The organism is Corynebacterium sp. AOP40-4SA-5 (assembly GCF_052377355.1).
Classification (GTDB): domain Bacteria; phylum Actinomycetota; class Actinomycetes; order Mycobacteriales; family Mycobacteriaceae; genus Corynebacterium.
Window position 1 is genome coordinate 1 of record NZ_JBQSWS010000020.1, and the last position, 24,614, is coordinate 24,614.

Consider the following 24,614-nt stretch of genomic DNA (forward strand, 5'->3'; position numbering starts at 1 on the left):
AGGTAGCCGCGTTTTCTCCTGAAGCCGCTGTCAGTCCCAACGGGGCTGACAGCGGTTTCACAGTGTGCGGGGGTGGCGTGGCCAGCGCCGTCCCCTACGCTTGTTCACCGACCTGACCACCTGAGCCGACCAACCGAGCCCCGTACGGAAGAGACCATCTGCCATGACCCCTGCCGCACCGTCGCGCCCCGAGCCCACCAGTGACCCGGGGACGGTGTCGGACACGCTGCCGGGGCAGCTATCTCGCAGGACGCCACGCAGGACGCCACGGACCACCGCAGGACGCACCGTCGCCGGCGCGGCCGCGGCGGTGGGCGTCGTCCTGCTGGTGTGGCAGCTGGTGGGCGTCATCGGGCACGTCAGTTCGAGTTACCTGCTGGACGTGGGCGTGTTCCGCGACGCCGGACGTGCCGTCGTGGAGGGCGGCGGGCTCTACGGCGAGGACTTCGACTCACGTAGCGGTTTCGCCTTCATCTACCCGCCTCTCGCGGCGGCGCTGTTTGTGCCGCTGACCTGGTTCGACGAGAACCTCATGGAGGCGTTGTGGACGGCGACGAGCCTGGTGGCCGCCTGGGGTGTGCTGGCGATGGTCGCCGACCGGCTGCGCCTGTGGCGTCCGCTGCTGGTGGCGCTGCCGATGCTGGGCTTCGCGCTGTGCCTGGAGCCGTTGCAGACGCACCTGATGTACGGGCAGATCAACGTGTTCCTGGTGCTGCTGGTCACCGCGGACCTGCTGGGGTACACGCCGCGGTGGCTGCGTGGTGCCGGGGTGGGCCTGGCCGCGGGGATCAAGATCACCCCGGCGGCGTACGCGCTGGTCTTCCTGGTGTCGCGACGCTGGGGCGACCTGGCGCGTTCGGCCGGGACGTTCTTCGTCACGGTGGCGCTCGGCTGGGCGATGCGTCCGGCGGAGTCCCTGTTCTACTGGACGGAGGAGTTCTTCAACGGCGACCGTGGCGGCCCGCCGGACTACGAGGCGAACCAGGCGTTGACCGGGCTGATCTCCCGCGCCGGGGTGGACGGCGACCTGGCGCAGACGATCATGCTGCCCGGGCTGCTGGTCATCGCGGTGCTGGCGGGCTGGGGTGCCTGGCAGCTGGGCCGGGCGGGGCGTCCGGTGTCGGTGCTGCTGCTGATGGTGCTGGCGGTGAGCATCTCCGCGCCGGTGGCGGTCACGCACCACTGGACGGGCATCATCGTGGCGGTGGGGCTGCTGGTCTCGCTGGTGCTGGGCCGGGAGGGTGCCTCGCGCGACTGGGTGACCCTGGTCGGGGTGTTCGTGCTGCTGGCGGCGAACGTGCTGCCGCGCAACGACGTGAGCGTGGGGGCCACGGTGGAGCCGTACTACCGGGCGTTCGAGGGCAACTGGTTGCTCAGCAACGTGCAGGGTATCGCCGGGATCGTGTGTTTCGTGCTGCTGCTGGTGGCCGCGTGGCGCTGCCGCCCACGAGCCTGAGTAACACCCGTGTGAGTTGTCCCCTTAGTATGTGAGTCGTAACGACCACATCAGACTCAGGGGTCACATGAGCTTCACCGGCCGGGCGTCCGTACTCGCCGCCGTCACCGCCACCGCACTGGTCCTCGCCGGCTGCGCCGGCACCACGCAGGACGCCACGTCCGCCGCGCCTTCCGCCACGTCCGCGCCGGCGGCAGCGTCCGGCACGTCGTCCGAGGCGTCCTCCCCGGAGCCGACGACGGACGCGGCCGAGACCGGGGACGCCGGCGACGGAGCCGACGCCGCGTCCGGCGAACCCGCCGTACAGGACATGGTCGACATGCTCGGCACCCTGGAGGTCAAGGGCCGGGCGCCGAAGACCGGCTACAGCCGCGACGAGTTCGGCCAGCGGTGGAAGGACACCGACCGCAACGGCTGCGACCAGCGCAACGACGTCCTCGCCCGCGACATGACCGACATCGACCGGGAGGGCCCGTGCAAGGTGATGACCGGCACCCTGGACGACCCGTACACGGCGACCACGATCGATTTCGTGCGTGGCCCGGACACGAGTACCGCGGTGCACATCGACCACGTCGTGGCCCTGTCGGACGCGTGGCAGAAGGGTGCGCAGCAGCTGTCGGCTGAGCGTCGCGAGGAGCTCGCCAACGACCACCTCAACCTGCTGGCCGTCGACGGCCCGGCGAACATGCAGAAGAGCGACGGGGACGCCGCGACCTGGCTGCCGGCGAACCGCGCCTTCCGCTGCAGCTACGTGGCCACCCAGGTGCAGGTCAAGGCGAAGTACGCGTTGTGGGTGACCGCCGCCGAGCATGACGCGATCGCCCGCGAACTCGGCAACTGCGACTCGGACGGTTCCGCCGGCCTCGCCCCGGTGGAGGAGGCTCCCAGGCAGGCCGCTGAACCTGCCGCCGAACAGGCCCCGGAGCAGGCCCCCGAGCAGGCCCCTGCCGCCGAGCCGGCGGGGGAGGTCGGCGGTGAGGTGTACTACCAGAACTGCACCGCGGCACGTGCGGCCGGAGCGGCTCCGCTCTACCGTGGCCAGCCGGGCTACCGGGCGCAGATGGACGGCGACAACGACGGCGTCGCCTGCGAGTGAGCCTCGTACCGGCGCCGGTTAGAGCAGCTGCCAGGCTGCGGCTGCGGCGAGCGCACCCACCGCGTTGAGTGCCCAGTGCAGGCCGATCGGGGCGATCACGCTGCCGGTGTGGTGGCGCAGCCAGGTCAGCCCGGCGCCGGCCCCGGCGGTGGCGACGACGGCGGCGCCCACGCCCAGCCACTGTGCCGCCGTCCCGGACCCCAGGAAGGCGGTCAGGCCGGCATTGCTGGCCGTCAGGTTCAGTGAGCTGGCGATGTGCCACAGACCGAACAGCAGCGAACTGCCGAAGAACACCAGCTTCGTGCCGCCCATGCGTGCCAGGGTGCCGTGCAGTACGCCGCGGAACGCCAGCTCCTCGGGCAGGACGGTCTGCAGCGGGATGATCACCAATGCGGCGATCAGCGCGGTACGCAGGCTCGCGTAGGACTCGTTGAAGAAGAACTCCCTGGTGAACGGCATGGCCAGGCCGATGCCGACGGCCAGCACCACCAGGCCGGCCGCGCCGAGACCGTACAGCAGGCCCTTGCCGTGGGTGTGGCGTCCCAGCCCGAGGTCCCGCCAGGTCATCCCGTTCGCGCGGGCGATGACCAACAGGATCGCCACGCCCACCGGGACGGTGGTGGCGACGGCGGCGAGTTGGGAGAAGTGCGCGGTGACGTTGATCACGGCCAGGGCGGTGACGACCGCCAGGACGTTCAGGACGTCCCGCGTGCGGACGCCTCGCGACGGGGCGGCGGCGCGCGCGGGGGTGGCGGTGTCGACAGTGGCGGTAGTGGCGGTGGCACGCCGCCGGAACAGGGCGGACGGGGTGAATCGTGTGGTGGTCAGGCTCATTACAGATCAACGTTATACCGCCCGCGGCATGGTCCGCGAGCTCATCGGCGGGCTGTGGACGGATCGACATGGACTCCGGACGCCACTGCCAGCCAACGGTCAGGGACACCGCCGGGACCCACCCGGGAATGGATTCGGGGGCCGGTGGCGTTAGAGTATGGACACCAAGAATAGACAGATGAGTCTGTCCGTAACCCGTGCAGCGAAGAGAATCAGGAACACGCGCATGTCGACTACACACGACCAACGGAGCAGCCGCATCCCGGGCTGGCTCACCGGGTTCGGCGCCCAGGTCATCGCCGGTCTCGTCATCGGCCTCATCCTCGGCTTCATCGCCCGCGCCCAGGGCGCCGACCTCGGCGAGGACGACCAGAGCTGGCTCGGCACCCTCCTCGACGAGGTCGGCTCCACCTACGTCAGCCTGCTGAAGCTGATGATCCCGCCGCTGATCATCGCCGCGGTGATCACCTCGGTGGCCAACCTGCGCAAGGTCGCCAACGCCGCACGCCTGGCGGTGAGCACCCTGATCTGGTTCGCCATCACAGCCTTCTTCTCCGTGCTCGTCGGTATCGGCGTCGGCCTGGTGATGAAGCCGGGCGAGGGCACCTCGGTGGACGCGACCAGCGCCGCCGAGCCGTCCAGCTCCGGTTCGTGGCTCGGCTTCCTCGAGTCCATCGTCCCGGACAACATCCTCGGCCTGGCGGCCTCCGCCAACTCGGAGGGGGACATCGGCCTGAGCTTCAACGTGCTGCAGCTGCTGGTCATCTCCATCGTGCTGGGTGTGGCCGCGGTGAAGGCGGGCAAGTCCGCCGAACCGTTCCTGGCGGTCACCGAGTCACTGCTCACCGTGGTGCAGAAGGTGCTGTGGTGGATCATCCGCCTGGCACCGATCGGCACCGGTGCGCTGATCGGCCACGCCGTCTCCGACTACGGGTGGGACGCCCTGGGCTCCCTCGGCAAGTTCGTCCTGGCGATCTACATCGGCCTGGCGATCGTGATGCTGGTCATCTACCCGGCGGTGCTCGCGTTCAACGGACTGCCCGTGGTCGGTTTCTACCGCCGCGTGTGGCCGGTCACCTCCCTGGGCTTCATCACCCGTTCCTCGATGGGCGTGATGCCGGTGACGCAGCGTGTCACCGAACGCTCCATGGGTGTGCCCACCGAGTACGCCTCCTTCGCCGTGCCGCTGGGTGCGACGACGAAGATGGACGGTTGCGCCGCGGTCTACCCGGCGATCGCCGCCCTGTTCGTCGCCCAGTTCTACGGCATCGACCTCGGCTTCACCGACTACCTGCTGATCATCTTCGTCTCGGTCATCGGTTCGGCCGCCACCGCCGGCACCACCGGCGCGACCGTGATGCTGACCCTGACCCTGTCCACGCTGGGCCTGCCGCTCGCCGGTGTGGGCCTGCTGCTGGCCATCGAGCCGATCATCGACATGGGCCGTACCGCGGTCAACGTCACCGGTCAGTCCCTGGCTGCCACGGTGGTGGCCAAGCGGGCAGGCATCTGGGACAAGGAGATCTGGGACGCCGCCCAGGAGGGCGGGTTCGAGGCCTCCGCCGGTGAGGACAGCCACCGCGCGCACCTGCCGGAGGACGCTGAGAGCACTGGGAGCACTGAGAACGCTGGGAGCGCCGAGGATCCCGAGGACTCCGAGCTCACCGGTTCCACCGTGCGCGGCTGACCGACAGGCACGCACTACACGCACCGCACCTTGAGCCCTCAGGTCGCCGATCACCCCGATCCGCGACCTGAGGGCTCAAGGTCTCACAGGGGGGGGGCAGGGGAACCGGGGCAGGGGAACAGAGGAAAGCGGCCAGCTGCTACCCGGTGAGCCGCACCCGCGACCACGCCTCACGCAGCTCCGGCACCGGGTCGTCGACGGTCTCCTCGCCGGCGTCGAAGACCTGGGTGGCGAAACCGTCCCGGTAGGGCGTCCAGCCCGGGTCACCCCGGTGGATGAACTCGCGCCAGCGCTGCTGCATCACCGCCGTCGTCGCCGACATCCGGTCGCGCCCGCCCAGGGCCAGGGCACCGGGGCCGCGTCCGGAGTCGTAGCGTCCGAAGAGGATCGGCAGGTCCAGGGCGTGGGTGGCACCGATGCCGGAGATGTTCAACGACGGTGTCGTCAGGTCCAGCCGGTACATCCAGGCGCGCCCGGACGGGTGCTGGTCGGCCAGCCGCATGGAGGGGGCGGTGAACAGGGCGTCGCCGATGAAGCGTCCGGCGTCCCCGCGACGCCGCCCGCCGGAGTAGAACGTGGACAGCACGTCCGGCCCTCGTTCGTCGTCGATGAGGCCGGCGAAGTCGCGGGTCTGGCCCTGCAACGTCCTGCGCGACACCCGGTTCCAGCGCATCAGCACGTACTCGTCGAGGTTCGTGCCGACGAGCAGCGGCACGTCCAACTGCGCGCCGGGTTCCAGGGGGTGGCGCGGCAGCAGGTCGTCGACGACCGGGGCGAAGGCGCCGGCGATCCCGGCGGCACCCCAGGACGCGGCGTTGAGCTTCTCCGTCAACCAGGCGAGGTCCCGGTGGTCGGCGTCGAGCGGGGAGGCGTCGGTCCGGGTGGCGAGCAGCTCCAGGGCCGCGTCCGACAGCTGCCCTGCCTGGGCGGGGGAGTGCACCATCGCGCCGGCGGGGGACTGGGCGATGAAACCGGCGACCAGGCCGTCCATCCGCGGTGAGGCGCTCAGCGCGGTGACCATCGCGCCGCCGCTGGACTCGCCCATCACGGTGATCCGTGACGGGTCGCCGCCGAACGCCTGGGCGTTGGCGTGGACCCACTCGACGGCGGTGACGATGTCGGACAGCCCGGCGTTGGTCTCGAAACGGTCGGTGTCGAGGCCGTCGGCGTGGCCGAGGGCGAGTTGGCCGAGCATGCCCAGGCGGTAGTTCACCGCCACGTAGACAGCGTCGGTGGCGTTGGCGAAGTACTCGCCGGACAGCAGCGGTTCGCGGGCGGAGCCGTGGATGTTCGATCCGCCGTGCAGGTAGACCACGACAGGACGCTGCTCGTCACCGTCGCGGGGCCCGCCGTGTGGGACGACGACGTTGAGCCAGAGGCAGTCCTCGGAGCCGATCCAGCCGTGGCGGGCGTCGCGCCACTGGCTGCAGTACTCGCCGGGGCGGTCGGCGACGAAGGTCCCGTCCCACGGGGTCTTCGGGCGTGCACGGCGCAAGCGCAGGTCACCGACGGGCGGTTCGGCGTAGGGGATGCCGCGGAAGGCCACGCCGTGGTTCACGGCGTGGCCCCGGATCCTCCCGGTGGTCGTGGTGACGGTCCACCGGTCGGCGACGGTCGTGCGGACGGTGCGGGGTCCCTGGTGCATGCCGACAAGCCTAACGCCCGGCCCCCGCGTGGGGTGGCCGGGCGTTGAGGACGGTGGGTCACGGTGGGCCCGTGAGGGCGGGACTCAGGTCGCCGAGGAGATGAGCGCCCCGTCGGTGAAGAACTCCGCCTCGACCTCGTGCAGGGTCATGCCCAGGGCGTTCTTCGCCTTGCGGACGACCGGGCTGCGGCCCACGGTGGTGACACCGGAGACCTCGGACTCCCCGCCGGAGCGGGAGACAAGGCTGAACACCACGAGCTCCTCGTCCTCGCTGAGCAGGACGAGCTCGTGGTCCGCCGGGGTGTCGGACGGGCCGGGCTGGCCGCTCTGCACCGGTCGGCCGGTGGCGCCGGCGAGGTTGAGCATCAGACCGTACTGGCGCGACCACCCCTTGGACGGGGAGAGCAGGAAGGACTCGGCGTCCTTGCCGGCCAGTGCGGCGCCGACGATGCCGCCGAGCAGGCGGGCGGACCCCTCGTCCTCCGGGAGGTTGACGGTCCCGTCCTCGGCACGGATCTCCACGCAGTCACCGGCGGCCCAGACGCCGGGGGTGGAGGTGCGGCCGAACTCGTCGGTGACGATGCCGCGTCCGACCTCCAGCCCGGCGGAGCGGGCCAGGGAGACGTCGCGGTCGAGACCGACGGAGACGACCATGACGGCCGGGTCGAGTTCACTGACCGCGGCGTCGATCTGCTCGTCGCTGAGACCGCAGCGGATGTCGATGCCGTGCTCGGTGTGGCGCTGGCGCAGCCAGCCGGCCGCGGCGGCGGGCAGGATGCGCCGGCAGATGTCGTCCTGCGCCTCCAGCACCGTGACGCTGGCCTCGGTGAGGGAGGACGCGGCGGCCGCCGCCTCGAGCCCGAGGATGCCCGCGCCGACGATGACGACGTTGTCGTCGGCGGTCAGGCCCTGGAGGGAGCCGCGCAGCGACGTGGAGTGCTCGGGGGTGCGGATGTAGTGGACGTCGCGTCCGGCGGTCCACGCGGTGTCGAGCTCACGCGGGGAGGCCCCGGTGGTCAGCACGAGCTGGTCCCAGGGGCGCTCCTCGCCGTCGACGGTGAGGGTGCGGGCCGTGGTGTCCACGGCGGTGACCTCGCTGGACAGGTGCAGCTCGACGTCCACGTTGTCGGAACCGTCGAAGACCGCGCCGGGCAGGGAGACGTCCTGCGGGCCCTTGCCGTCGATGAGGATGTCCTTGTTCACGGACGGGCGACGGTACGGGCGGTGCGCCTCCCGGGTGTAGATGTCCACGGTGGTGGAGCCGACCGTGTCCCCGGCCGCAGCGAGGAAGGCCTTGAGCGCCGAGTGGGCGGCCACACCGCCGCCGATGACGGCGATGCGCTGGTGGTCGGGTTCAGTCATGAGCAGGATCCTGTCTGTGAAGTCGGTGGTACGTCAACGTGAGGGTGTGCGGCTACTTGCGGCTGATCTGGACCATCTCGAAGTCGGCCTTCGCCGCACCGCAGTCCGGGCACTCCCAGTCGTCGGGGATGTCGTCCCAGAGGGTGCCCGGGGGGAAGCCCTCCGCCGGGTCTCCTTCAGCCTCGTCGTAGATGTACCCGCACTGCAGGCATTCGTAGACTTTGTAGTCGTCCATGGTGAGCTCCTTTCCTGAGCTGGTGTCCGGTGCTGCCGTTGCGGTCGGCACCTAGCTGACCTTGTCGAAGTCGACCTTGTCGCGGACCCCGCAGTCGGGGCAGAACCAGTCCTCGGGGACCTCCGACTCCCAGTCGAATCCGGGGGAGAACCCTTCGGCGTCGTCTCCTGCGTCGGTGTCGACACGGTAGTCACACAGGGGGCACTGGTAGACAGCCACAGTGGTCACCTGTCCTTTCTCTTCTCAATGGTGTGTGCAGTAGGGAACCGCCGCCGGCGACGGCGACGGGTGGGGCAGGGGGACTCGTCAGGCCGCCGGGGCCGGGCCGGCGGCGCCACCGGCGCCGGCGGCGTAGTCGATCGGCTTGCGGTTCTTCGGCCGGGGGATCACGTGGGTGGACGGGACCCCGGGGCCCCTGATCAGGCCGACGAGGCCGGGCAGGAGGAAGAACAGGGAGATCAGGACGAGCCACGGGCTCACGGCGTGTACGTAGGCCAGGCCGTACGCCCCGAAGATGCCCAGGGCCAGTGCCACCGCCCCGACGACGGCGATCACGGTGCAGAGCATGTAGTGCACCTTCGGGTTCGTCATCTTCTGCGGCGGAGCCTGGTTCTCGGGGATGTCGGCCCCGCCGGTCGCGCGGATCGCGGCGATGTCGGGGGCGTCGGACGATGCGTTGTTCGCGGTCGCGGTCATTGGTCAGCCCTCCTTGGTGGCGGCTGCCGGTGCTGCCGTACCCCACTTGGCACGCAGCTTGGCGGCCTTCGGCGGGTAGAGGTTCGCACGCTCGGTGTCGTTGTTGTAGTACTGCATCAGGCGCTTGTCCATGATCTTGAACCACAGGGGCGGGAACGAGGCGACGGCGATCATCGTCGCGTAACCGCCGGGCAGCTCCGGGGCGAAGACGTCCGAACGCAGGGACTGGTAACGCCGGGTGGGGTTGGCGTGGTGGTCCGAGTGGCGCTGCAGCTGGTACAGGAAGATGTTCGTGGTGAGGTTGTCCGAGTTCCAGGAGTGCTCCGGGGAGCAACGCTCGTAGCGGCCGTCCTCGAGCTTCTGGCGCAGCAGGCCGTAGTGCTCCAGGTAGTTGACGAACTCCAGCAGAGCGATGCCGATGACCGCCTGGATCAGCAGGTACGGCAGGATGTTGATGCCGAACACGGCGAGCAGCACGCCCCAGATCAGGACGGTGATCAGCCAGGCGTTGAGCACGTCGTTGTCCAGGTTGAACTGGCCCTTGCCGCCGCGGGCGAGACGCTTCTTCTCGATGTCCCAGGCGCGGGGGATCTGACGGGGGATGGAACGGACCAGGTAGGCGTAGACGTTCTCACCCATGCGCGAGCTGACCGGATCCTCCGGGGTGGCGACCTTCACGTGGTGGCCCTTGTTGTGCTCCACGTAGAAGTGGCCGTAGGCGGGGACCGCCAGGACGATCTTGCCGAGCCAGCGCTCGAAGCTGCCCTTCTTGTGGCCGAGCTCGTGGGCGGCGACGATGCCGATACCCGAGGTCATGCCCATGGTCCAGGCCAGGCCGATCTTGTCGTACCACTCGAGCCCGCCGTAGGTCCACTGCCAGCAGCACAGGATCAGGCTGGCCAGCATGAGCGGGAAGTACAGGTAGGAGATGATCCGGTAGTACTTCGTCTCCTCCAGCCAGGGCACGAACTCCTCGGGGGCGTTCTCGCCGTCACGGCCGAGGACCCAGTCCCCGATGGGGACGATGATGAACACGGCGATGGGCCCGAGGAACCAGGACGCGGAGACCAGGACGTCGGGAGCGTTGATGGCCCGCATCCACTCCACGATGCCCCAGATGATCAGCGGCATGGCACCGGGCACCATGCTGAGGATCCAGGCGTACTTCTTCTTGTCCACCCACTGCTTCTCTTCCGGGGTGAACGACTCTTCTGCGGTGACACCACCCTCGGCGGGTGCTGTCTTCTTGTTTGTTGTCGTCATGACTAGGCGACCTCCATCTGAATGGCGCGAAGTGTGTTGTGGAACACACACTATGTAAAGTGTGGTTCACAGTACGATATGTATTCGAGGAACACAATGTTTATCGAGAAAAAACTGGATGGCGCGCTACAGATGGCTGTGACCTGCGCGTATCTTCCCGAATTGGGGTAAGGGGGGAGGGGGGTTCGCCTAGCAGAGGCGGCGGTCGGCCCCGTAGCCGGCTGTGCCCGGGAGGACGCACCGGGCGTAGGGTGCCTACCCATGAACGCGCTCGAGATCACCGACGTCACCGTCCGCCGCGGCGGCAGCCACCTCGTCGAGGACGTGCGCCTCACCGTGGCGTCCGGCACGCACTGGGCCGTGCTCGGCCCCAACGGGGCCGGCAAGTCCACGATCCTCAAGCTCGCCGGCGCGCGGCTGTACCCCACCACCGGTGAGGTGCGCATCCTCGGCGAGCAGGTCGGACGCACCGACGTCCGCGAGCTGCAGAAACGCATCGGCTACGTCGACCCGAAGCAGCGCCTCGACGACGTCACCGCCGAGGAGGCCGTCCTGTCCGGGGCGTCGGCGTCCAACGGCTACGTCCAGCGTTTCGACTACGCCCCGCACCGCGCGCGTGCCGCCGAACTGCTCGACCTGGTGGGCATGGCGGACAAGGCCGACCGGCGCTGGAGCCAGATGAGCCAGGGGGAGAAGGCGCGCACGCTCATCGCCCGTGCGTTGGTCACCGACCCGGAGATGCTGCTGCTCGACGAACCGTCCACCGGCCTGGACCTGCCCGGACGCGAGACGCTGCTGCGTGTCGTCGACGACCTGCGCGCCTCCCACCCCAGGCTCACCACGGTGCTGATCACCCACCACGTCGAGGAGGTCGCCGCCTCCACCACCGACGTGCTCATGGTCAAGGACGGCCGCGTGCTGGACGCCGGGCCGGTGGAGCGGACGATGACCGCGCAGAACCTGGGCGTCCTCTACGACATGCCCGTGCAGCTGCAACGCGTCGAAGGACGCTGGTTCGCCGTGGCAGGACCGGCTGCGGCGCCGACCGTGGGATAGGCTCTCAAGGGTGACTGACTCCAGTGAAACCGCGGAAACGCCGGGAACGACGGACGCACCGGACGCGACGAAGAAGCGTCCGGCGTGGCTCGAGTACCTCGTGACCTTCCTCATCGCGATCCTGCTGCTCGGGCTGTTCAACACCTTCGTCGGACGGCTCTACCAGATCCCGTCGGAGTCGATGGAGCCCACGCTCGTCGGCTGCGACGGCTGCACGGACGACCGCATCTTCGTGGACAAGGTGTCCTACCACTTCACCGACGTCTCCCAGGGCGACGTGGTCGTGTTCACCGGCACCGAGGCGTGGTCGGAGGACTACGTGTCCACCCGCTCGTCCCAGCCGCTGGTCAAGGGTCTGCAGACCGGCCTGGAGAAGATCGGCATCCTGGCCCCGGACGAGTTCACCCTCGTCAAGCGCGTCGTCGCCACCGGCGGGCAGACCGTGCAGTGCCAGGAAGGTGACCCCGGGATCATGGTCGACGGCGAGAAGGTCGACGACTCCTTCACCGAGGAGCCCATGGCCTACCCCGTGAACCAGACCACCGGCTCGGACGCCTGCCAGGGCGAGTACTTCGGCCCGGTCACCGTGCCGGACGACAAGGTCTGGCTCATGGGCGACAACCGCACCAACTCCAAGGACTCGCGCTACTACAACCTCGCCGGTGACCCGGAGGAGGGCATGGTCCCGCTGGACAACGTGGTGGGCAAGGTGCAGTTCAAGGTATGGCCCCTGAGCCGGATCGGCTCGGTGAACTAGCTAGCGGGCCAGGTGCCGCCCAGGTGCTCTGTCTGGTTGAGGCTGACCAGGGTGCGGTTGTGGAAGTAGTCGTCCTCCCGCAGCACGCTGATGCTGCCGGGCGTCACGCCGAAACGCGCGTACCCCAGGGTATCGACGGGCAGGCGCAGCCAGTGCGCGACGACCATCGTCGCCGTCCCGCCGTGGGTGACCACCACAGTGTCGGGACGTCCCGCCGCGAGGACCTCGTCCATGCACGTGTGGACGCGCCGGGCGAAGTCCCCCATGGTCTCCGCGCCCAGCCCCTCGTCGTGCCCCAACCGCTCGCCCACGGCGGGCGGCGGGGTGAACCGTTCGCGGAACCATGCGTCTGGGCGTCCCTCCCCCTCGCCGTAGGACTTCTCCCGCAGCGCGGGCAGGAACGTGGCCTCCACGCCCAGGGCCGCGGCGACGGGCGCGGCGGTCTCGCGGCAGCGCGTCAGGTCGGACGCGACGAGCGCTGTGCCGTCCCCGCCGTCCCCGCCACGTCCTTCAACGCAGGACGCCACGGCGTCGGCGATGCGCGCGGCGTCCTGTCGTCCGCGGGCGGTGAGACGCGAGTCGAACCAGCCGCCGACCAGACCGTCCACGTGGTGCGTGGCCTCGGGGTGGGTGACGACGATGAGCCGGCGCATCAGGACTCGCTGGTGTTCAGCACACCCTCGGTCTCGATCTCGTCGTCGGTGGTGCCGATACGGCCCTTGGAGAGCTTGTTGACGACCATGGCGATCGCGCCGTCGCCGGTGACGTTCGCCGCGGTACCGAAGGAGTCGATGGCGATGTAGGCGGCGATCATCAGGGCGATCTGGTCCGCGTCGAAACCGAGGTTCGACTGCAGCACACCGACGGCCGCCATGATCGCGCCGCCGGGCACACCCGGGGCGGCGATCATCATGATGCCGAGCAGCAGGATGAAGCCGATGACCTGCCCGGCGTTCACGTCCAGGTCGAACATGTGGACCACGGCGAGGGCGAAGAGGGCGATCTTCATCATCGACCCGGCCAGGTGGATCGTCGCGCACAGCGGGACCACGAAACCGGCGACGTTGTCCGGCACACCGTTCTTCTTCGCGCTGGCCAGCGTCACCGGGATCGTCGCCGCCGAGGACGAGGTGCCCAGCGCGGTGGCGTAGGCCGGCAGCATGGTGACCAGGGCCTTGAACGGGTTACGTCCGGTGAGCGCACCGGCGACGAGGAACTGGGCGATGACCAGCAGGACCGTCATCACCACGGCGAGGACCAGCACCTTGGCGAAGGAGGAGATCACGTCCAGCAGGTGGCCGTTCATGCCCATCGACAGGAACACGCCGAAGACGAACACCGGCAGCAGGGGGATCACGAAGGAGCTGATGACCTTCATGACCACGCCCTCGAGCTCGCGGGCGGCGCCGTGCAGGATGTCCGACTTCACCGCGGTCATCGCCAGGCCCACGCAGAAGGCCAGGATCAGAGCGGTCATCACCTCGAACGGCGCGGGCATCTCGATCTCGAAGTAGGGCGAGAGCGCGCCCTCGTCGATGTCCATCAGCGTGCTGATCTTCTGGTCGCCCAGGAGCCAGCCGTAGGTGGCGGTGGCGACGGCGAAGGCGATGAGCCCGGAGATGACGGTCGAGCCGTAGGCGATGCCGGCCGTCAGCCCGAGCCACTTCCCGGCCCCGCGGCCCACCCCGGCGATCGCCGGGGTGATCAGCGCGAAGATCAGCACCGGGATGAACAGGTCCAGGAAGTTGCCGAACAGCCCGTTGAAGGTCACGAAGACCCTGGCCAGCCACTCCGGGAAGAAGAGACTGAACACGATGCCGAGGACGATCGCCACCACGATCCGGAACAACAGGGAGCCCGCCAGCTTCTTGAAAGTCATGGTGGTGACGATATGCCACCACACGCCCCCCGGCATAGCGGGGGGTGAAACTACCTCCCCGGCAGGTGCACCTAGAGGCCGAGTGCGTCGGCGATGGTGAAGTGCAGGTCCGTCTGGTCGGTCAGTCCGGAGACGTTCGCGGCGGACGGCCCGTAGGCGGCGATGCGCAGCTGGGTGCCGGTGTGGCCCTGCGCCTCGGTGTCGACGTTGTCGGAGGTGGCGTAGGCGATGGTCATCTCCGCGCCCTCACGGGTGATCAGGTTGCGCGACAGGCCCGGGTACACGGTGGCACGGGCCTCCTCCACGCTGATGCCCTTGTCCTCGGCGATCTCCTTGATGTCGTCCTCGTCGACGCCGCCCACGATCTGGCTGGTGTGCGCGTGGTCGGCGGTGACGAGCACGAGGGTCTCTCCGTCCTCCTCGGCGAAGGAGAGCGCCTCCTGGACGGCCTCGTCGAGGTCCACGGTCTCGCCGATCTGCCCGCAGGGGTTCGCGGCGTGGTCCTCCTTGTCGATGGACGCGCCCTCGACCTGCAGGAAGAAGCCGTTCTCCTTCCCGTCGTCGTTGTTGCTCAGCAGGTCGATGGCCTTGTTGGTCATCGAGGCGAGCTTGGGGATGTCCTCGGTGCGCTCGGGGTTGTCGGTGCACTCCTGCGCGGGCTTGAGGTAGCCCTCCTTCTCGGCGGTGTCGCCGTCCCAGCGCACCGGCATGTTGCCGTCGGAGAAGAGGCCGAGGACCGGGGAGTCCTGGTTGGCCTCGGAGACGGCGTCGAGCTCGGCGGCGTTGGTGGGCAGCTGGTAGCCGCGATCCTCGGCCTGCTCCAGCAGGGTCTTGCCCTTCCAGTCGCCGGCCTTGGCCTTCTGGGCGAAGCTCTCGGCGCCGCCGCCGAGGGTGACGTCCGCGCGCGACTCGAGGTACTGCTCGGAGATGGAGCCGTCGCCACCCTTGTCGAGGAGGTCGTCGCCGCAGGCGTCGGTGTCCTCCGGGCCGTAGCACTTGCGCTTGGCGACGTGGGCGGCCTGCACGGCGGGCGTGGCGTCCTGGATCTCGGCGGTGGACACGTTGCCGGTGGCCAGGCCGGCGGACTTGGCCTTCTCGATGAGGTTCTGCTGGCTCTCGCCCTCGACGTCCACGCCGATGGCGCCGTTGTAGGACTTCGTGCCGGTGGCCCAGGCGGTGCCGGACGCGGCGCTGTCGGTGACGTAGTTCGGCGTGCCGTCCTCGTTCAGCGAGTAGTGGGTGTACTGGCCGGTGACGGGGAGGGCGTCGATGCCCTTGAAGCTGCCGGACGCGCCCTCGGCGAAGTTGCGGGCGGCGGTGATCTCGGAGTCGCCCATGCCGTCGCCGATGAGCAGGATGACGTTCTTGGCGCCGGTGGCGGCGACGGCGTCGCGGACGTAGTCGCCCTGGTCGCCGTCGAGGCGTCGGGCGCCGCCGTTGGCGGTCAGGTCGCCGTCGGCCTCGCGGTGCTGGATGGCGGGGGTGCCACCGTCGGCGTTGTCGTCGGCGTTGCTGTCGCTGCAGGCGACGGCGGTGGCCAGGAGGGATACGGTGCCGACGAGACCCAGTCCGGTCTTCAGGACGGCGACGGCGGTGCGGTTGTGGTTCACGGTCAACTCTCTCTAAACGAAAACGTCAGGAACAGACCGTGACGCTACGGAGCCGAGGTGAATCCACGGTGAGATCCGAGGGCCCTTGAGGTGAACAGGTGGTGACAGGTGCTGAAGAACTCAGAACCATATGATTTGATAATGGGATGACGTTCATGAATATGAGGAAGAAGAAGCTCAGCGGCGCGGCCTTCGCCGCGGCCCTGGTGCTCGGCGCCGGGTCGCTCACCGCCTGCGGCGGGGACGACGCCGAGGCATCGGACGCCACCGGCGCTGCGGGCGCAACGGACGCAGCGGCAGCAGCGTCCGGCGCCGGTCTCGATGGCAGCGAGGCGCTGCAGGCGATGCAGGTCAAGGCCGAGGAGAACGGCTACGACAGCTGCATGATGACCCCGGCGAGCAGTAGCGACCTCAGCACGATCCGGCTCGCCTGCGTCCAGGCGGGCCTTCCGCAGATCTCGCTGTTCGACAAGGCGGACCGGGAGTCCGGCAGCGAGGTTGTCGAGGCGGAGCTCGACGAGCTCGAGGAGTTCTCCGCGGACCAGGAGTACGCGGCGACGCGCGAGGACATGGGCGGTAAATACCGCGCGCTCGACGGCGACGACGTCGTCGGATCCTGCAACGACCTGTCCAACGACGATTGCGATGACATCGCGGAAGCCCTCGGACTGGAGTCGACGCTGCCGGACGGCGCGATCACCGAGGAGGAGTTCAAGGCCAACCTCGCCGAGGAGATGGAGCGCGACGCCAAGGAGGCCGAGGAGAAGCGGAAGAAGGAAGAGGAGGAGAAGGAGCGCGAGCTGCAGACCTACTCCGGCTGGGACGACCTCTCCCAGGCCAGGGAGCAGCTGAGCGCGTGGGACCTCGCCTGCTCGGAGGCCAGCGGCTCGGGCGGCCAGGCTGCCTGGTGCGCACTGGACTCCGTGCTGGTCACCTTCGACATGGACATCGACGAGCTCGAGGACCAGGGCGTCTTCCAGGAGGTCTCCCGCGACGACATGGTCTCCGTCTCCGACGACGACTGGATCGTGATGTGCTCGCCCGGGTCCCACGACCGGTGCGAGATGATCGCCGACAAGACCGGCAAGTCGGTCAAGGACGGCGTGTAGGTGCGTAGTTCGTAGGCCCGATTTCGGCCCCTGTGCTGTCGGTGCAGGGGTACCAAGTTGGACCTGGGAGCTCTGAGTTGGTCGACTCAACGCTCCCAGGTCCAACTTGGTCCCCGTCCTCGCACAGGACGTCCCGCGTAGGACGCCGCGAGCCGGGTCGGCGGTTACGGCGCGAGCGCCTCCGCAACGTCTGTGCCGGCACCGCCGTCCCCGCTGCCGAGCAGCTCGCTGAGCCACACGATGTCGTCGACGAGGGTGACGCTGTCGAGCCAGTTGGCGAGGATGAGGTCGGGGCGGGTCAGGTCGTCCAGCGCGACGGTGCCCAGACCGAAGGCGTTGTCCCAGGTGACCAGGCTGACCTTGGGGAGCAGTCCGGCGTCGGCGTCGTCGGCGACGGCCTCGATCTCCGGCAGGCTGAGGTAGTTGGGCCGCTCGTCGCCGTTGACCTCGACGGCGGGGAAGAAGACCACGCGCTGTCCGAGCCATTCCACGGTGATCGGGTCGCGGAAGCCGTAGTCGCTGGTCAGCCAGGCGGCGCTGGTGGTGCGCGTGGTCATCTCGGTGACGGGCTCGCCGTTGTCGTCGAGGACGGGGTTGCCGTCGTCGTCGAGCACGGGGGTCTCGACCTCGTCGGTGTAGGTGTCGGAGGTCAGACGCACGAAGTCCTTGGCGAACTTCAGACGGTCGTCCTCGGAGGTGACGTTGTGCATCAGGTCGTCGAGGAACGGGGTGTCCTCGGTCTCGCCGGTGAGCTGCTTGAGCAGGGCGTCGTTGCCGAGCACGAGGGAGCTCACGTCGGTCAGGCCGACCTGGCTCTGGCGGTGCTCGCCGACCTCGGGGTCGCGCAGGTCCTGGTAGGTGTCGACGGTGCCGAGGATGTTGGTGCACTTGCCGAGTCCCTCGGCGGTGGCGCGGGAGTTCAGGCCGAAGCAGCTGACCTCCTTGAGCGCGGGGACCTCGAGGTCGTCGACGGTGTCGAGCATGTCCTCGACGTCCTCCCCGGCGAAGTCGGCGATGCCGTCCTCGCGCAGGCGGTCGAAGTCGAGGGCACGTCCGAACCAGGTCAGGCCGATCTCGTCGGTGTCCATGTTCATGGCGGAGGCGAAGCCGAGGCGGGTGTAGGCGATGGAGCTGCGCTCCTCGTCGGCGGCGGCGAGGGCGATGCCGGGCAGGCCGAAGAGTTCGTTGGCCTCGGCGGTGGCGTCACCGCCGCGCATGGACGCGGCGACCTGGGTGCCGTCCCCGGCCACGGTGGACGTGCCACGCGGTGCGGGACGCTCCGGCAGCTCGACGGGCTGCGTGTAGTCGTACGTCTCGCCGGTGAGGTACCCGGCGATCTTCAGCGCGTCGGTGCGCGTGGCGAGGTTGGTGTCGGTGGTGCGTTCGCGCCAGGACCCCAGGCAGCGGCCGGCGATCACGACTCCGCTGCAGTACCGTTCGGTGACCATGTTGACCGGCAGCGCGGCGTCCTGCTGGACCTGCGCGTAGGTGCTGTAGGCGCCGAGCCGTCGCGGTTCGATGTTGGGGTACCCGAGGGCCGTGATGGTCCGCCTGACGAGGGGGCTGAGGCTGTCCTGGTCCAGGACCACGGCGCTCAGGATCTCGATGAGGTTGCGTTCACCGAGCTCCAGGGTCATTCCCAGGATGGAGATGTCGTCGCCGAGGTCGATGGTCATCTCCTCGGCGGCGGAGCCGACCTCGATGTTCTCGGGCAGGACGACGGCGATGCCGTCGCCGGTGGACTGGCTGCAGTCGGCGACGGCGGTCACCTCGGTCGCGTCGGACGCCTCGTCGCCGGACTGGCAGAGCTCGACGTAGTCGAGGATCATCTCGTTCTCGAGGAGGTCCTGGAAACCGCCGAGGTCGACGTCCACGTTGGACGTGTCGACCTGGACGTCCTGCTGGTCGTCCGGTGCGTCCTGCGCGGTGGCGGTGGGGAGCAGGGCGGCGCCGAGCGCGAGCGCGGTGGCGACGGCGGTGGTGGTTGCGGCGATGCGGCGCAACGGGCGGGGGCGGCGGGGACAGGTCACGGTGGGGCCTTCGGGGCTGCGGGGACGGAGGGTGCGGCAGGAGAGGAGGTTTCTCCTACGCAACATACGTCACATGAGTCACATAAGTAACACTGGTAACACCGGTACCCCCGTGGGTATCCGACTTCGCGCGGTCTCAGGCCATGCTCAGAGCTCCCGCACCACCGTGGCGGGCGTCCCCACGGCCAGCACGTCCGACGGCAGGTCGCGGGTCACCACCGAACCCGCCCCGACCACCACATTGTCGCCGATCGTCACGCCCGCGCACACCGTCACCCGGCCGCCGAACCACACGTTGCGCCCCAGGGTGATCGGCGCGCCGTACTCCCAGCCGGTCGCCCGCAGTTCGTGGTCCTCCAGGGGGTGCAGCGGGGTGAGGAACTGCGCGCCGGGGCCGATCTGGCAGTGGTCGCCGATGCGCACCGGGCAGACGTCGAGGATCGTGGCGTCCACGTTGATGAAGACGTCGTCGCCGAGGTGCACGTTCGTGCCGTAGTCCACGCGCAACCCGGGCCACACCTGGCTCCGCTCGCCGACGTGGCCGAGCAGGTCGCGGACCTGCGCGTCCCAGGAGTCCGCGTTCGCCGGGTCGGTCTGCGACAGCCGGAAGCACGCCGAGCGTGCGGCGACGTCCGGCTCGTCGGCGAGGTAGTACTCGCCGGCGACCATGCGTTCCCACATGCTGCGCGGGTCGGCGTCGACGGCGGCACGCAGGGAAGTGGCCGTGGTGGCCGTGGTGGCTGTGGCGTCTGTGCTGTCACTCATCTGCCCAGCCTGCCACACCCCGGGGTGCGTCCTGAGGTAGACCGCTCGGTTCGATAGGATGGCCACGCGAAATATTTTCAGCAGCCGACCAGCACAGGAGAGCACCCATGAGCAGCGACGACCACTCCCACGAGCACGAGTCGCGTGCGGACGCCGGCACCGCCGCACGCCGCGCCGCTGCCCTGCAGGCCGGCGACCGCCTGACGGACGCCACGGGACGTCCCTTCGGCTTCGACACCAACGCCATCCACGCCGGCTACGAGCCGGACGGTCAGACCGGTGCGATCAACGCCCCGATCTACGCCTCGACGACGTACGCGCAGGACGGCGTGGCGCAGCTGCGTGGCGGCTTCGAGTACTCGCGGTGCGGAAACCCCACGGTCACCGCCCTGGAGGAGACCGTCGCCGCGCTGGAGGGCGCGAAGTTCGGCCGTGCCTTCTCCTCGGGCATGGCCGCCACGGACACCGTCCTGCGCGCACTGCTGCGTCCGGGCGCCCACGTGATCCTCGGCAACGACGCCTACGGCGGCACCTTCCGCCTGCTCGACACCACCTACCGCGACTGGGGCGTGGAGGTGTCCGTGGTCGACACCGCCGACACCGCGCAGGTCACCGCCGCGCTGCGTCCGGAGACCGCGCTGGTCTGGCTGGAGACCCCCACCAACCCGCTGCTGGGTATCACCGACATCGCCGCCACCGCGGAGGGGATGAAGGACCACCCGGCGAAGCTGATCGTGGACAACACCTTCGCTAGCCCGTACCTGCAGCGCCCGCTGGCGCTGGGTGCGGACGTGGTCATGCACTCCACCACGAAGTACCTCGGCGGGCACTCGGACGTGGTCGGCGGCGTGATCGTCACCGACGACGAGGACCTCGACGGCGAGCTGCTCTTCCTGCAGGGTGGCGTGGGCGCCGTGCCCAGCCCCTTCGACGCCTACCTCACCTACCGCGGCATCAAGACCCTCGGCGTGCGCATGGACCGCCACTGCGCCAACGCCCAGGCCGTCGCGGAGTTCCTGGAGGGACGCCCGGAGATCTCCCAGGTGCTCTACCCGGGTCTGCCCGGGCACGTCGGCCACGACGTCGCCGCACGTCAGATGGACGGTTTCGGCGCGATGGTCTCCGTGCGTTTCACCGGCGGCGAGGCCCCGGCGCTGCAGTTCTGCGAGAACACCCGCCTGATCTGCCTGGCGGAGTCGCTCGGCGGGGTGGAGTCGCTGCTGGAGCACCCGGCGAAGATGACCCACCAGTCCGCCGCCGGCTCCGCCCTGGAGGTGCCGGACGACCTGGTGCGCATCTCCATCGGCATCGAGAACATCGACGACCTCCTCGCCGACCTCGAACAGGCGCTGGACGCCCTGTGACGCCCGACCCCGCCCTCTGCCGCACCGGCGTCACCGCAGGTCACACCGTGCTCAACGTGCAGGTGTGGCACCCGAACTGGGGGTCTGTGGCCACCGCGGCGATGCGCCGCTCCCTGTTCGGCGCCGACGCCCCCGCGCAGGACGCTCCGGACGTGGCGACCGCCGCGCGCATGCTCGACGACGTCCTCGGCGCCGACCGCGCCGCCGCCTGGCTGGGACGCGTCAGCGTCACCGACCACAGTCCCGAGGGGGCCGTGTCGGTCGACGAGCTGCGCCGGCGCGTGGACGGCATGGCCGCGGCCGCGCTGGACCCGGACGGGCGCCCCGCCCGGGGCGTCCTGCGCGTGGAACGTGACGGGACCCAGGGCGTCGCCCGGGTCGTCCTGCCGCTGTCGCCCGTGGTCGCGCCCGGCTGTGACCTGCACGTCCCGATCACGTTGGGTACGGACCCGCTCGCGGCGTCCGACCTGACGATGGCGCAGATCGAGGACCTCGCCGCCGGCGTGCAGGACGCCCTGGTCGCCACCGTCGAGGAGAACGGCGCGGGCGTGCTCGCCGTCGCAGAGACCACGGAGTCGCAGGTCACGCTGCACTTCTACCTGGACTCCACCGCGCCGACCGTGGCGGACCGCTCGTTGCTGAACACGCTGCGCACCGTCGCCTCCGCCTGGGACCTCGGCGACGCCGCCGTGACGGACGAACCCGACCCGGCCTGGACCGCGGTGCAGGACTTCCGCGTGTGATCGGTCGTGATCGGCTCACCGGTCGAATGCCGGTGGGGGTAGCGTCGGTGACCATGACCGACACCACAGGCACGACCCCCACCGACACCGCGGCCGTCCCCGGAACTGTCTCCGGCGGCGTGGTCCATGATCTGCCCGATGACCTGCGCGATGCCATCCTCGGCGGCGACCGCGGCCCGGGCGACGACGGTGCCCCGGCGATCGCCCGCAGCGTCCTGCCTCTGTGGGAGGACATCACCCCGCTGGCGCGCAACGAGTTCATCTGCTGGGTCGAGGACGCCCGCCAGGCTCCGACCCGTGCCCGCCGGATCCGCCGCACCTGTGAGGAACTCGAGGAGGGCAAGCGGCGTCCCTGCTGCTGGCCCGGCTGCAAGCACCGGTGAGCGGGTGCGCGGTCAGTAGCGGATGACCATGCGACCGTCGACCGTGCCTTCCTCCAGGTTCCCGAGGACGGTGTTGATGTCCTCCTGCGAGCACTCGTGGACCGTGGGGTGGATCAGGCCCCGGGCGTAGAAGTCCAACGCCTCCACCAGGTCCTGGCGCGTGCCCACCAGTGAACCGCGGATCGTGAGCCCCTTGAGGACGATGTCGAAGATCGGCGCCGGGAACTCCCCCGGAGGCAACCCGTTGAATACGATCGTCCCACCGCGGCGGGCCATGCCGATCGCCTGGCCGAACGCCTGCGGGTGCACCGCGGTGACGAGTACGCCGTGCGCCCCGCCGTCGGTGAAATCCTGGATCGCCTCAGCGGGGTCACCGTCCCTGGCATTGACGGTGAACTCCGCGCCGTACTTCCTCGCGAGCTCGAGCTTGTCCTCGGCGATGTCCACGGCGATCACACGCATGCCCATGGCCACCGCGTACTGCACGGCCACGTGCCCCAACCCGCCGACACCTGAGACGACCATGAACTGGCCCGGCTTCGTCTCCGAGACCTTCAGCCCCTTGTAGACGGTGACCCCGGCGCAGAGGACCGGTGCGACCTCGACCGGGTCCGAGCCCTCCGGGATACGGGCGCAGTAGCGGGTGTCGACGAGCATGTAGGTGCCGAACGAACCGTCGACGGTGTAGCCGCCGTACTCCGCCGACAGACAACGGGTCTCCCACCCGGTACGGCAGAACTCGCACTCCCCGCATGCCGACCACAGCCACACGTTGCCGACCGTGTCACCGACCTGGACGGAATGCTCGCCGGGACCGAGCTCGACGACTTCGCCGACGCCTTCGTGACCGGGGACGAACGGGGGCTCCGGCTTGACCGGCCAGTCGCCGTGGGCGGCGTGGAGGTCGGTGTGGCAGACCCCCGAGGCGATGAGCTTCACCAGCGCCTGGTTGCGGTCCGGGGTCGGACGGTCGATGTCCTTGAGGGTGAGCGGGTCGTGGAACTTCTCGACGACGGCGGCGTGCAGTTGGTCGGTCATGGTGTAGGTCCCTTCCGGTGGGGTGTGGTGGTCCGCGTCCCGGGCCGAGAAACAGATCGGCGTCCCGGGTGGCGTTCCGGGGATGCGGTGTGGGGGACGCTAACAACGACAGAGGTGGTTGCGGCAGGGGTCCGTACGACGGCGTGCTTAGCGGGGGGGGGATGCTCCCGGGGGTGCGGGAGCGCCACGCCAGGGGCCTGGAGGCGGGGCCGGCGCTCCCGGTCCAGGTAGGAGGGATGCTGCCGGGGCCCTGTGGTGGGGGTTGCGGTGTGGGTGGGCGGCGGTGCAGGCGGGGGTGGAGGCGGGACGTCAACCGGGGAAGAGTTCCGGAAGATCCCACTGGACAGGAAAAGCTGTGTCGATGTTGTTATGTCGACGTCAGTATCTCCGCCGACGTGGCCGCGGACGGTGTCAGGCTTCGCCGTGGAGCACCAGGAGCGTGACGGTGGCGGGGGCCGCGGCGCGGAGTTCGTGCACGCGGCCGGCCTCGATGTGGACCGCCGACCCGGGCGACACGACGACCACGTCGCTCTCCGTCTCCTCGTTCCGGATCTCGACCTCGACGGTGCCGACCTGCCCGAGGATGAGGATCGGGGCGGCGGCGCTGTGGTCGGCCATCACGTCGCCGTCGCGGAAGGCCAACCGGACCACGGTGACCCCGTCCTCTCTGGCGAGCCGTTCCACCGCGGGTTTCGCCTGCGTGTAGTCGGTGCGGGGGATCTCGTAGTCGGACTTCACCGTGCCGGGGTGGGCGTCGGCGAGGCCGTCGACGCTCGTCCAACCGTCGCGGGACTCGGTGTTCGCTGAGGCGGAGCGTGGTGTGGGTGTCATGGTGGAATCCAGCCTACGTACGTGCCGGGGGGGTCGGCGTCATGGTCGGAGAAAGACCCCTGCAGGATCCTCACCCTTCCAGGTAGGGATTCGGGCCGAAGTGCTTCCTGGGAGGGCGACTATTTCCACGGTGGGGAGGTGGTGGGGAGGTGGCCGGACGCTAGGGGGTGCGTGGGCGGCTGCGCGGGGTGGTGACCGTGCGGTCGCCGGGGATCCAGAAGCGCAGTGGTGCGTCGACGTTCTTCGAGATCCCGATCCGCGGCCCGGCGACCTGCTCGACCGGGGAGGACGCCGCGGTGAGGGTGAAGCCGGGAGCGTCTTCCGCATCGTCCTGCCTGATCTCCGAGCCGTTGAGGTCCAGGTCCAGGTCGAGGCCGAGGACGGCGCCGAGGTTGCCGGGGCCGCGGGCCAGGCCGTCGTCGGTGGGTTTCGGGCCGCGGCGGGAACGGGCCAGGTCAAGACCCTCGACGACGCGTCCTGCGCGCATCAGGATCCCCGCACCGGTGCCCTCGTCGCGGCACACGAGGTTGCCGGCGCGGTGGATGCCGTAGCTGGCGTACACGTAGAGCCGCCCGGGCGGGCCGAACATGGTCACGCACCGCGGAGTCGGACCATTGTAGGTGTGCGATGCGGGGTCGCCCACCCCGGGGTAGGCCTCGACCTCGGTCAACTCCACGGCGACGGTGCCCTCGGCAGTGGTGCGTCGCAGGGTGGCGCCGAGCAGCTGCGGGGCCACGGTCTCCGGCGCCCGGGAGAAGTCGATGTCCATGGG

General features: G+C 69.5%; 24 protein-coding genes. 9 read left to right on the forward strand and 15 right to left on the reverse strand.

Annotated features, from left to right (window positions below):
* Positions 1 to 163 precede the first annotated feature (163 nt).
* A complete protein-coding gene (locus ACT3S3_RS11620) occupies positions 164 to 1,456 on the forward strand; it encodes a glycosyltransferase 87 family protein (protein ID WP_301444185.1) in 1,293 nt (430 codons plus the stop codon).
* 67 nt (positions 1,457 to 1,523) lie between these two features.
* On the forward strand, positions 1,524 to 2,555 hold the full coding sequence (locus ACT3S3_RS11625; protein WP_301444184.1) for a GmrSD restriction endonuclease domain-containing protein: 1,032 nt from the start codon (positions 1,524 to 1,526) through the stop codon (positions 2,553 to 2,555).
* An 18-nt stretch (positions 2,556 to 2,573) separates the two neighbouring features.
* Here ACT3S3_RS11625 and ACT3S3_RS11630 read toward each other — a convergent pair whose 3' ends face one another.
* Positions 2,574 to 3,389 carry a CPBP family intramembrane glutamic endopeptidase gene (locus ACT3S3_RS11630; protein WP_301444179.1) on the reverse strand — a complete coding sequence of 272 codons (816 nt, stop codon included), beginning with the start codon at positions 3,387 to 3,389 and terminating at the stop codon, positions 2,574 to 2,576.
* Positions 3,390 to 3,615: 226 nt separating this feature from the next.
* On the opposite strand from ACT3S3_RS11630, the gene ACT3S3_RS11635 reads away from it, so the two are divergent.
* Positions 3,616 to 5,076, forward strand: coding sequence for a dicarboxylate/amino acid:cation symporter (locus tag ACT3S3_RS11635; protein ID WP_301444178.1), 1,461 nt, complete (start codon positions 3,616 to 3,618; stop codon positions 5,074 to 5,076).
* Between the two features lie 139 nt (positions 5,077 to 5,215).
* On the opposite strand, the gene ACT3S3_RS11640 is transcribed toward ACT3S3_RS11635, so the two are convergent.
* The 6 genes from ACT3S3_RS11640 to ACT3S3_RS11665 form a co-directional block, all read right to left on the reverse strand.
* Positions 5,216 to 6,721, reverse strand: coding sequence for a carboxylesterase family protein (locus ACT3S3_RS11640; RefSeq protein ID WP_441579308.1), 1,506 nt, complete (start codon positions 6,719 to 6,721; stop codon positions 5,216 to 5,218).
* An 84-nt stretch (positions 6,722 to 6,805) separates the two neighbouring features.
* Positions 6,806 to 8,083: an NAD(P)/FAD-dependent oxidoreductase gene (locus ACT3S3_RS11645; protein ID WP_301444032.1), complete on the reverse strand. Its 1,278-nt coding sequence runs from the start codon at positions 8,081 to 8,083 to the stop codon at positions 6,806 to 6,808.
* 52 nt (positions 8,084 to 8,135) lie between these two features.
* Complete coding sequence (locus tag ACT3S3_RS11650) at positions 8,136 to 8,318, reverse strand: rubredoxin (RefSeq protein WP_075816283.1); 183 nt, start codon at positions 8,316 to 8,318, stop codon at positions 8,136 to 8,138.
* A 51-nt stretch (positions 8,319 to 8,369) separates the two neighbouring features.
* Complete coding sequence (locus tag ACT3S3_RS11655; protein WP_441579309.1) at positions 8,370 to 8,546, reverse strand: rubredoxin; 177 nt, start codon at positions 8,544 to 8,546, stop codon at positions 8,370 to 8,372.
* A gap of 78 nt (positions 8,547 to 8,624) precedes the next feature.
* Entirely contained in the window at positions 8,625 to 9,014 is a 390-nt protein-coding gene (locus ACT3S3_RS11660; protein ID WP_301443021.1) for a hypothetical protein, read from the reverse strand.
* Positions 9,015 to 9,017: 3 nt separating this feature from the next.
* Positions 9,018 to 10,277: an alkane 1-monooxygenase gene (locus ACT3S3_RS11665; protein ID WP_441579310.1), complete on the reverse strand. Its 1,260-nt coding sequence runs from the start codon at positions 10,275 to 10,277 to the stop codon at positions 9,018 to 9,020.
* Between the two features lie 261 nt (positions 10,278 to 10,538).
* On the opposite strand from ACT3S3_RS11665, the gene ACT3S3_RS11670 reads away from it, so the two are divergent.
* Together ACT3S3_RS11670 and lepB are read left to right on the forward strand one after the other, a co-directional pair.
* Positions 10,539 to 11,333, forward strand: a complete 795-nt coding sequence (locus ACT3S3_RS11670) for an ABC transporter ATP-binding protein (protein ID WP_301443022.1) — start codon at positions 10,539 to 10,541, stop codon at positions 11,331 to 11,333.
* Between the two features lie 10 nt (positions 11,334 to 11,343).
* Positions 11,344 to 12,090: a signal peptidase I gene (lepB, locus tag ACT3S3_RS11675; protein WP_301443023.1), complete on the forward strand. Its 747-nt coding sequence runs from the start codon at positions 11,344 to 11,346 to the stop codon at positions 12,088 to 12,090.
* On the opposite strand, the gene ACT3S3_RS11680 is transcribed toward lepB, so the two are convergent.
* The 3 genes from ACT3S3_RS11680 to phoA all read right to left on the reverse strand — a co-directional run bounded on the left by ACT3S3_RS11680 (position 12,087) and on the right by phoA (position 15,579).
* Positions 12,087 to 12,743, reverse strand: a complete 657-nt coding sequence (locus ACT3S3_RS11680; RefSeq protein ID WP_301443024.1) for a histidine phosphatase family protein — start codon at positions 12,741 to 12,743, stop codon at positions 12,087 to 12,089. The two genes, lepB and ACT3S3_RS11680, sit on opposite strands and share 4 nt — an antisense overlap.
* Entirely contained in the window at positions 12,743 to 13,969 is a 1,227-nt protein-coding gene (locus tag ACT3S3_RS11685; protein WP_301443025.1) for a dicarboxylate/amino acid:cation symporter, read from the reverse strand. The genes ACT3S3_RS11680 and ACT3S3_RS11685 overlap by 1 nt, the downstream gene beginning before the upstream one ends.
* Before the next feature lie 71 nt (positions 13,970 to 14,040).
* On the reverse strand, positions 14,041 to 15,579 hold the full coding sequence (phoA, locus tag ACT3S3_RS11690; RefSeq protein ID WP_301443026.1) for an alkaline phosphatase: 1,539 nt from the start codon (positions 15,577 to 15,579) through the stop codon (positions 14,041 to 14,043).
* 155 nt (positions 15,580 to 15,734) lie between these two features.
* Here phoA and ACT3S3_RS11695 point away from each other — a divergent pair, with 155 nt between their 5' ends.
* A complete protein-coding gene (locus ACT3S3_RS11695; protein WP_301443027.1) occupies positions 15,735 to 16,688 on the forward strand; it encodes a hypothetical protein in 954 nt (317 codons plus the stop codon).
* 164 nt (positions 16,689 to 16,852) lie between these two features.
* Here the strand turns inward: ACT3S3_RS11695 and ACT3S3_RS11700 are convergent, their stop codons facing one another.
* Together ACT3S3_RS11700 and ACT3S3_RS11705 are read right to left on the reverse strand one after the other, a co-directional pair.
* Positions 16,853 to 18,718, reverse strand: a complete 1,866-nt coding sequence (locus tag ACT3S3_RS11700; protein WP_441578975.1) for a hypothetical protein — start codon at positions 18,716 to 18,718, stop codon at positions 16,853 to 16,855.
* A 147-nt stretch (positions 18,719 to 18,865) separates the two neighbouring features.
* On the reverse strand, positions 18,866 to 19,483 hold the full coding sequence (locus ACT3S3_RS11705) for a sugar O-acetyltransferase (protein ID WP_301443897.1): 618 nt from the start codon (positions 19,481 to 19,483) through the stop codon (positions 18,866 to 18,868).
* Between the two features lie 107 nt (positions 19,484 to 19,590).
* Here ACT3S3_RS11705 and ACT3S3_RS11710 point away from each other — a divergent pair, with 107 nt between their 5' ends.
* From ACT3S3_RS11710 to ACT3S3_RS11720, 3 genes are read left to right on the forward strand one after another with little or no spacing between them, the layout of a single operon-like run.
* Positions 19,591 to 20,847: a cystathionine gamma-synthase gene (locus ACT3S3_RS11710; RefSeq protein ID WP_301443896.1), complete on the forward strand. Its 1,257-nt coding sequence runs from the start codon at positions 19,591 to 19,593 to the stop codon at positions 20,845 to 20,847.
* Complete coding sequence (locus tag ACT3S3_RS11715; protein ID WP_301443895.1) at positions 20,844 to 21,590, forward strand: hypothetical protein; 747 nt, start codon at positions 20,844 to 20,846, stop codon at positions 21,588 to 21,590. The genes ACT3S3_RS11710 and ACT3S3_RS11715 overlap by 4 nt, the downstream gene beginning before the upstream one ends.
* Before the next feature lie 53 nt (positions 21,591 to 21,643).
* Complete coding sequence (locus tag ACT3S3_RS11720) at positions 21,644 to 21,973, forward strand: YdeI/OmpD-associated family protein (protein WP_301443894.1); 330 nt, start codon at positions 21,644 to 21,646, stop codon at positions 21,971 to 21,973.
* Positions 21,974 to 21,985: 12 nt separating this feature from the next.
* Here ACT3S3_RS11720 and ACT3S3_RS11725 read toward each other — a convergent pair whose 3' ends face one another.
* The 3 genes from ACT3S3_RS11725 to ACT3S3_RS11735 all read right to left on the reverse strand — a co-directional run bounded on the left by ACT3S3_RS11725 (position 21,986) and on the right by ACT3S3_RS11735 (position 24,611).
* A complete protein-coding gene (locus ACT3S3_RS11725; protein ID WP_301443893.1) occupies positions 21,986 to 23,011 on the reverse strand; it encodes a zinc-dependent alcohol dehydrogenase in 1,026 nt (341 codons plus the stop codon).
* Positions 23,012 to 23,422: 411 nt separating this feature from the next.
* Positions 23,423 to 23,842: a hypothetical protein gene (locus ACT3S3_RS11730; protein WP_301442651.1), complete on the reverse strand. Its 420-nt coding sequence runs from the start codon at positions 23,840 to 23,842 to the stop codon at positions 23,423 to 23,425.
* 160 nt (positions 23,843 to 24,002) lie between these two features.
* The gene (locus tag ACT3S3_RS11735; protein ID WP_444626821.1) at positions 24,003 to 24,611 is read right to left on the reverse strand and encodes a DNA-3-methyladenine glycosylase; all 609 of its coding nucleotides are present in this window, start codon (positions 24,609 to 24,611) and stop codon (positions 24,003 to 24,005) included.
* Between the last annotated feature and the right edge of the window lie 3 nt (positions 24,612 to 24,614).

Coding starts and splice junctions, on each gene's coding strand:
- ACT3S3_RS11630 (WP_301444179.1), bottom strand. CDS start 3,389: ATGAGCCTGACCACCACACGATTCACCCCGTCCGCCCTGTTCCGGCGG.
- ACT3S3_RS11645 (WP_301444032.1), bottom strand. CDS start 8,083: ATGACTGAACCCGACCACCAGCGCATCGCCGTCATCGGCGGCGGTGTG.
- ACT3S3_RS11735 (WP_444626821.1), bottom strand. CDS start 24,611: ATGGACATCGACTTCTCCCGGGCGCCGGAGACCGTGGCCCCGCAGCTG.
- ACT3S3_RS11725 (WP_301443893.1), bottom strand. CDS start 23,011: ATGACCGACCAACTGCACGCCGCCGTCGTCGAGAAGTTCCACGACCCG.
- ACT3S3_RS11635 (WP_301444178.1), top strand. CDS start 3,616: ATGTCGACTACACACGACCAACGGAGCAGCCGCATCCCGGGCTGGCTC.
- ACT3S3_RS11720 (WP_301443894.1), top strand. CDS start 21,644: ATGACCGACACCACAGGCACGACCCCCACCGACACCGCGGCCGTCCCC.
- ACT3S3_RS11680 (WP_301443024.1), bottom strand. CDS start 12,743: ATGCGCCGGCTCATCGTCGTCACCCACCCCGAGGCCACGCACCACGTG.
- ACT3S3_RS11640 (WP_441579308.1), bottom strand. CDS start 6,721: ATGCACCAGGGACCCCGCACCGTCCGCACGACCGTCGCCGACCGGTGG.
- ACT3S3_RS11660 (WP_301443021.1), bottom strand. CDS start 9,014: ATGACCGCGACCGCGAACAACGCATCGTCCGACGCCCCCGACATCGCC.
- ACT3S3_RS11620 (WP_301444185.1), top strand. CDS start 164: ATGACCCCTGCCGCACCGTCGCGCCCCGAGCCCACCAGTGACCCGGGG.
- ACT3S3_RS11685 (WP_301443025.1), bottom strand. CDS start 13,969: ATGACTTTCAAGAAGCTGGCGGGCTCCCTGTTGTTCCGGATCGTGGTG.
- ACT3S3_RS11625 (WP_301444184.1), top strand. CDS start 1,524: ATGAGCTTCACCGGCCGGGCGTCCGTACTCGCCGCCGTCACCGCCACC.
- ACT3S3_RS11695 (WP_301443027.1), top strand. CDS start 15,735: ATGAATATGAGGAAGAAGAAGCTCAGCGGCGCGGCCTTCGCCGCGGCC.
- ACT3S3_RS11710 (WP_301443896.1), top strand. CDS start 19,591: ATGAGCAGCGACGACCACTCCCACGAGCACGAGTCGCGTGCGGACGCC.
- ACT3S3_RS11730 (WP_301442651.1), bottom strand. CDS start 23,842: ATGACACCCACACCACGCTCCGCCTCAGCGAACACCGAGTCCCGCGAC.
- ACT3S3_RS11705 (WP_301443897.1), bottom strand. CDS start 19,483: ATGAGTGACAGCACAGACGCCACAGCCACCACGGCCACCACGGCCACT.
- ACT3S3_RS11650 (WP_075816283.1), bottom strand. CDS start 8,318: ATGGACGACTACAAAGTCTACGAATGCCTGCAGTGCGGGTACATCTAC.
- ACT3S3_RS11665 (WP_441579310.1), bottom strand. CDS start 10,277: ATGACGACAACAAACAAGAAGACAGCACCCGCCGAGGGTGGTGTCACC.
- ACT3S3_RS11670 (WP_301443022.1), top strand. CDS start 10,539: ATGAACGCGCTCGAGATCACCGACGTCACCGTCCGCCGCGGCGGCAGC.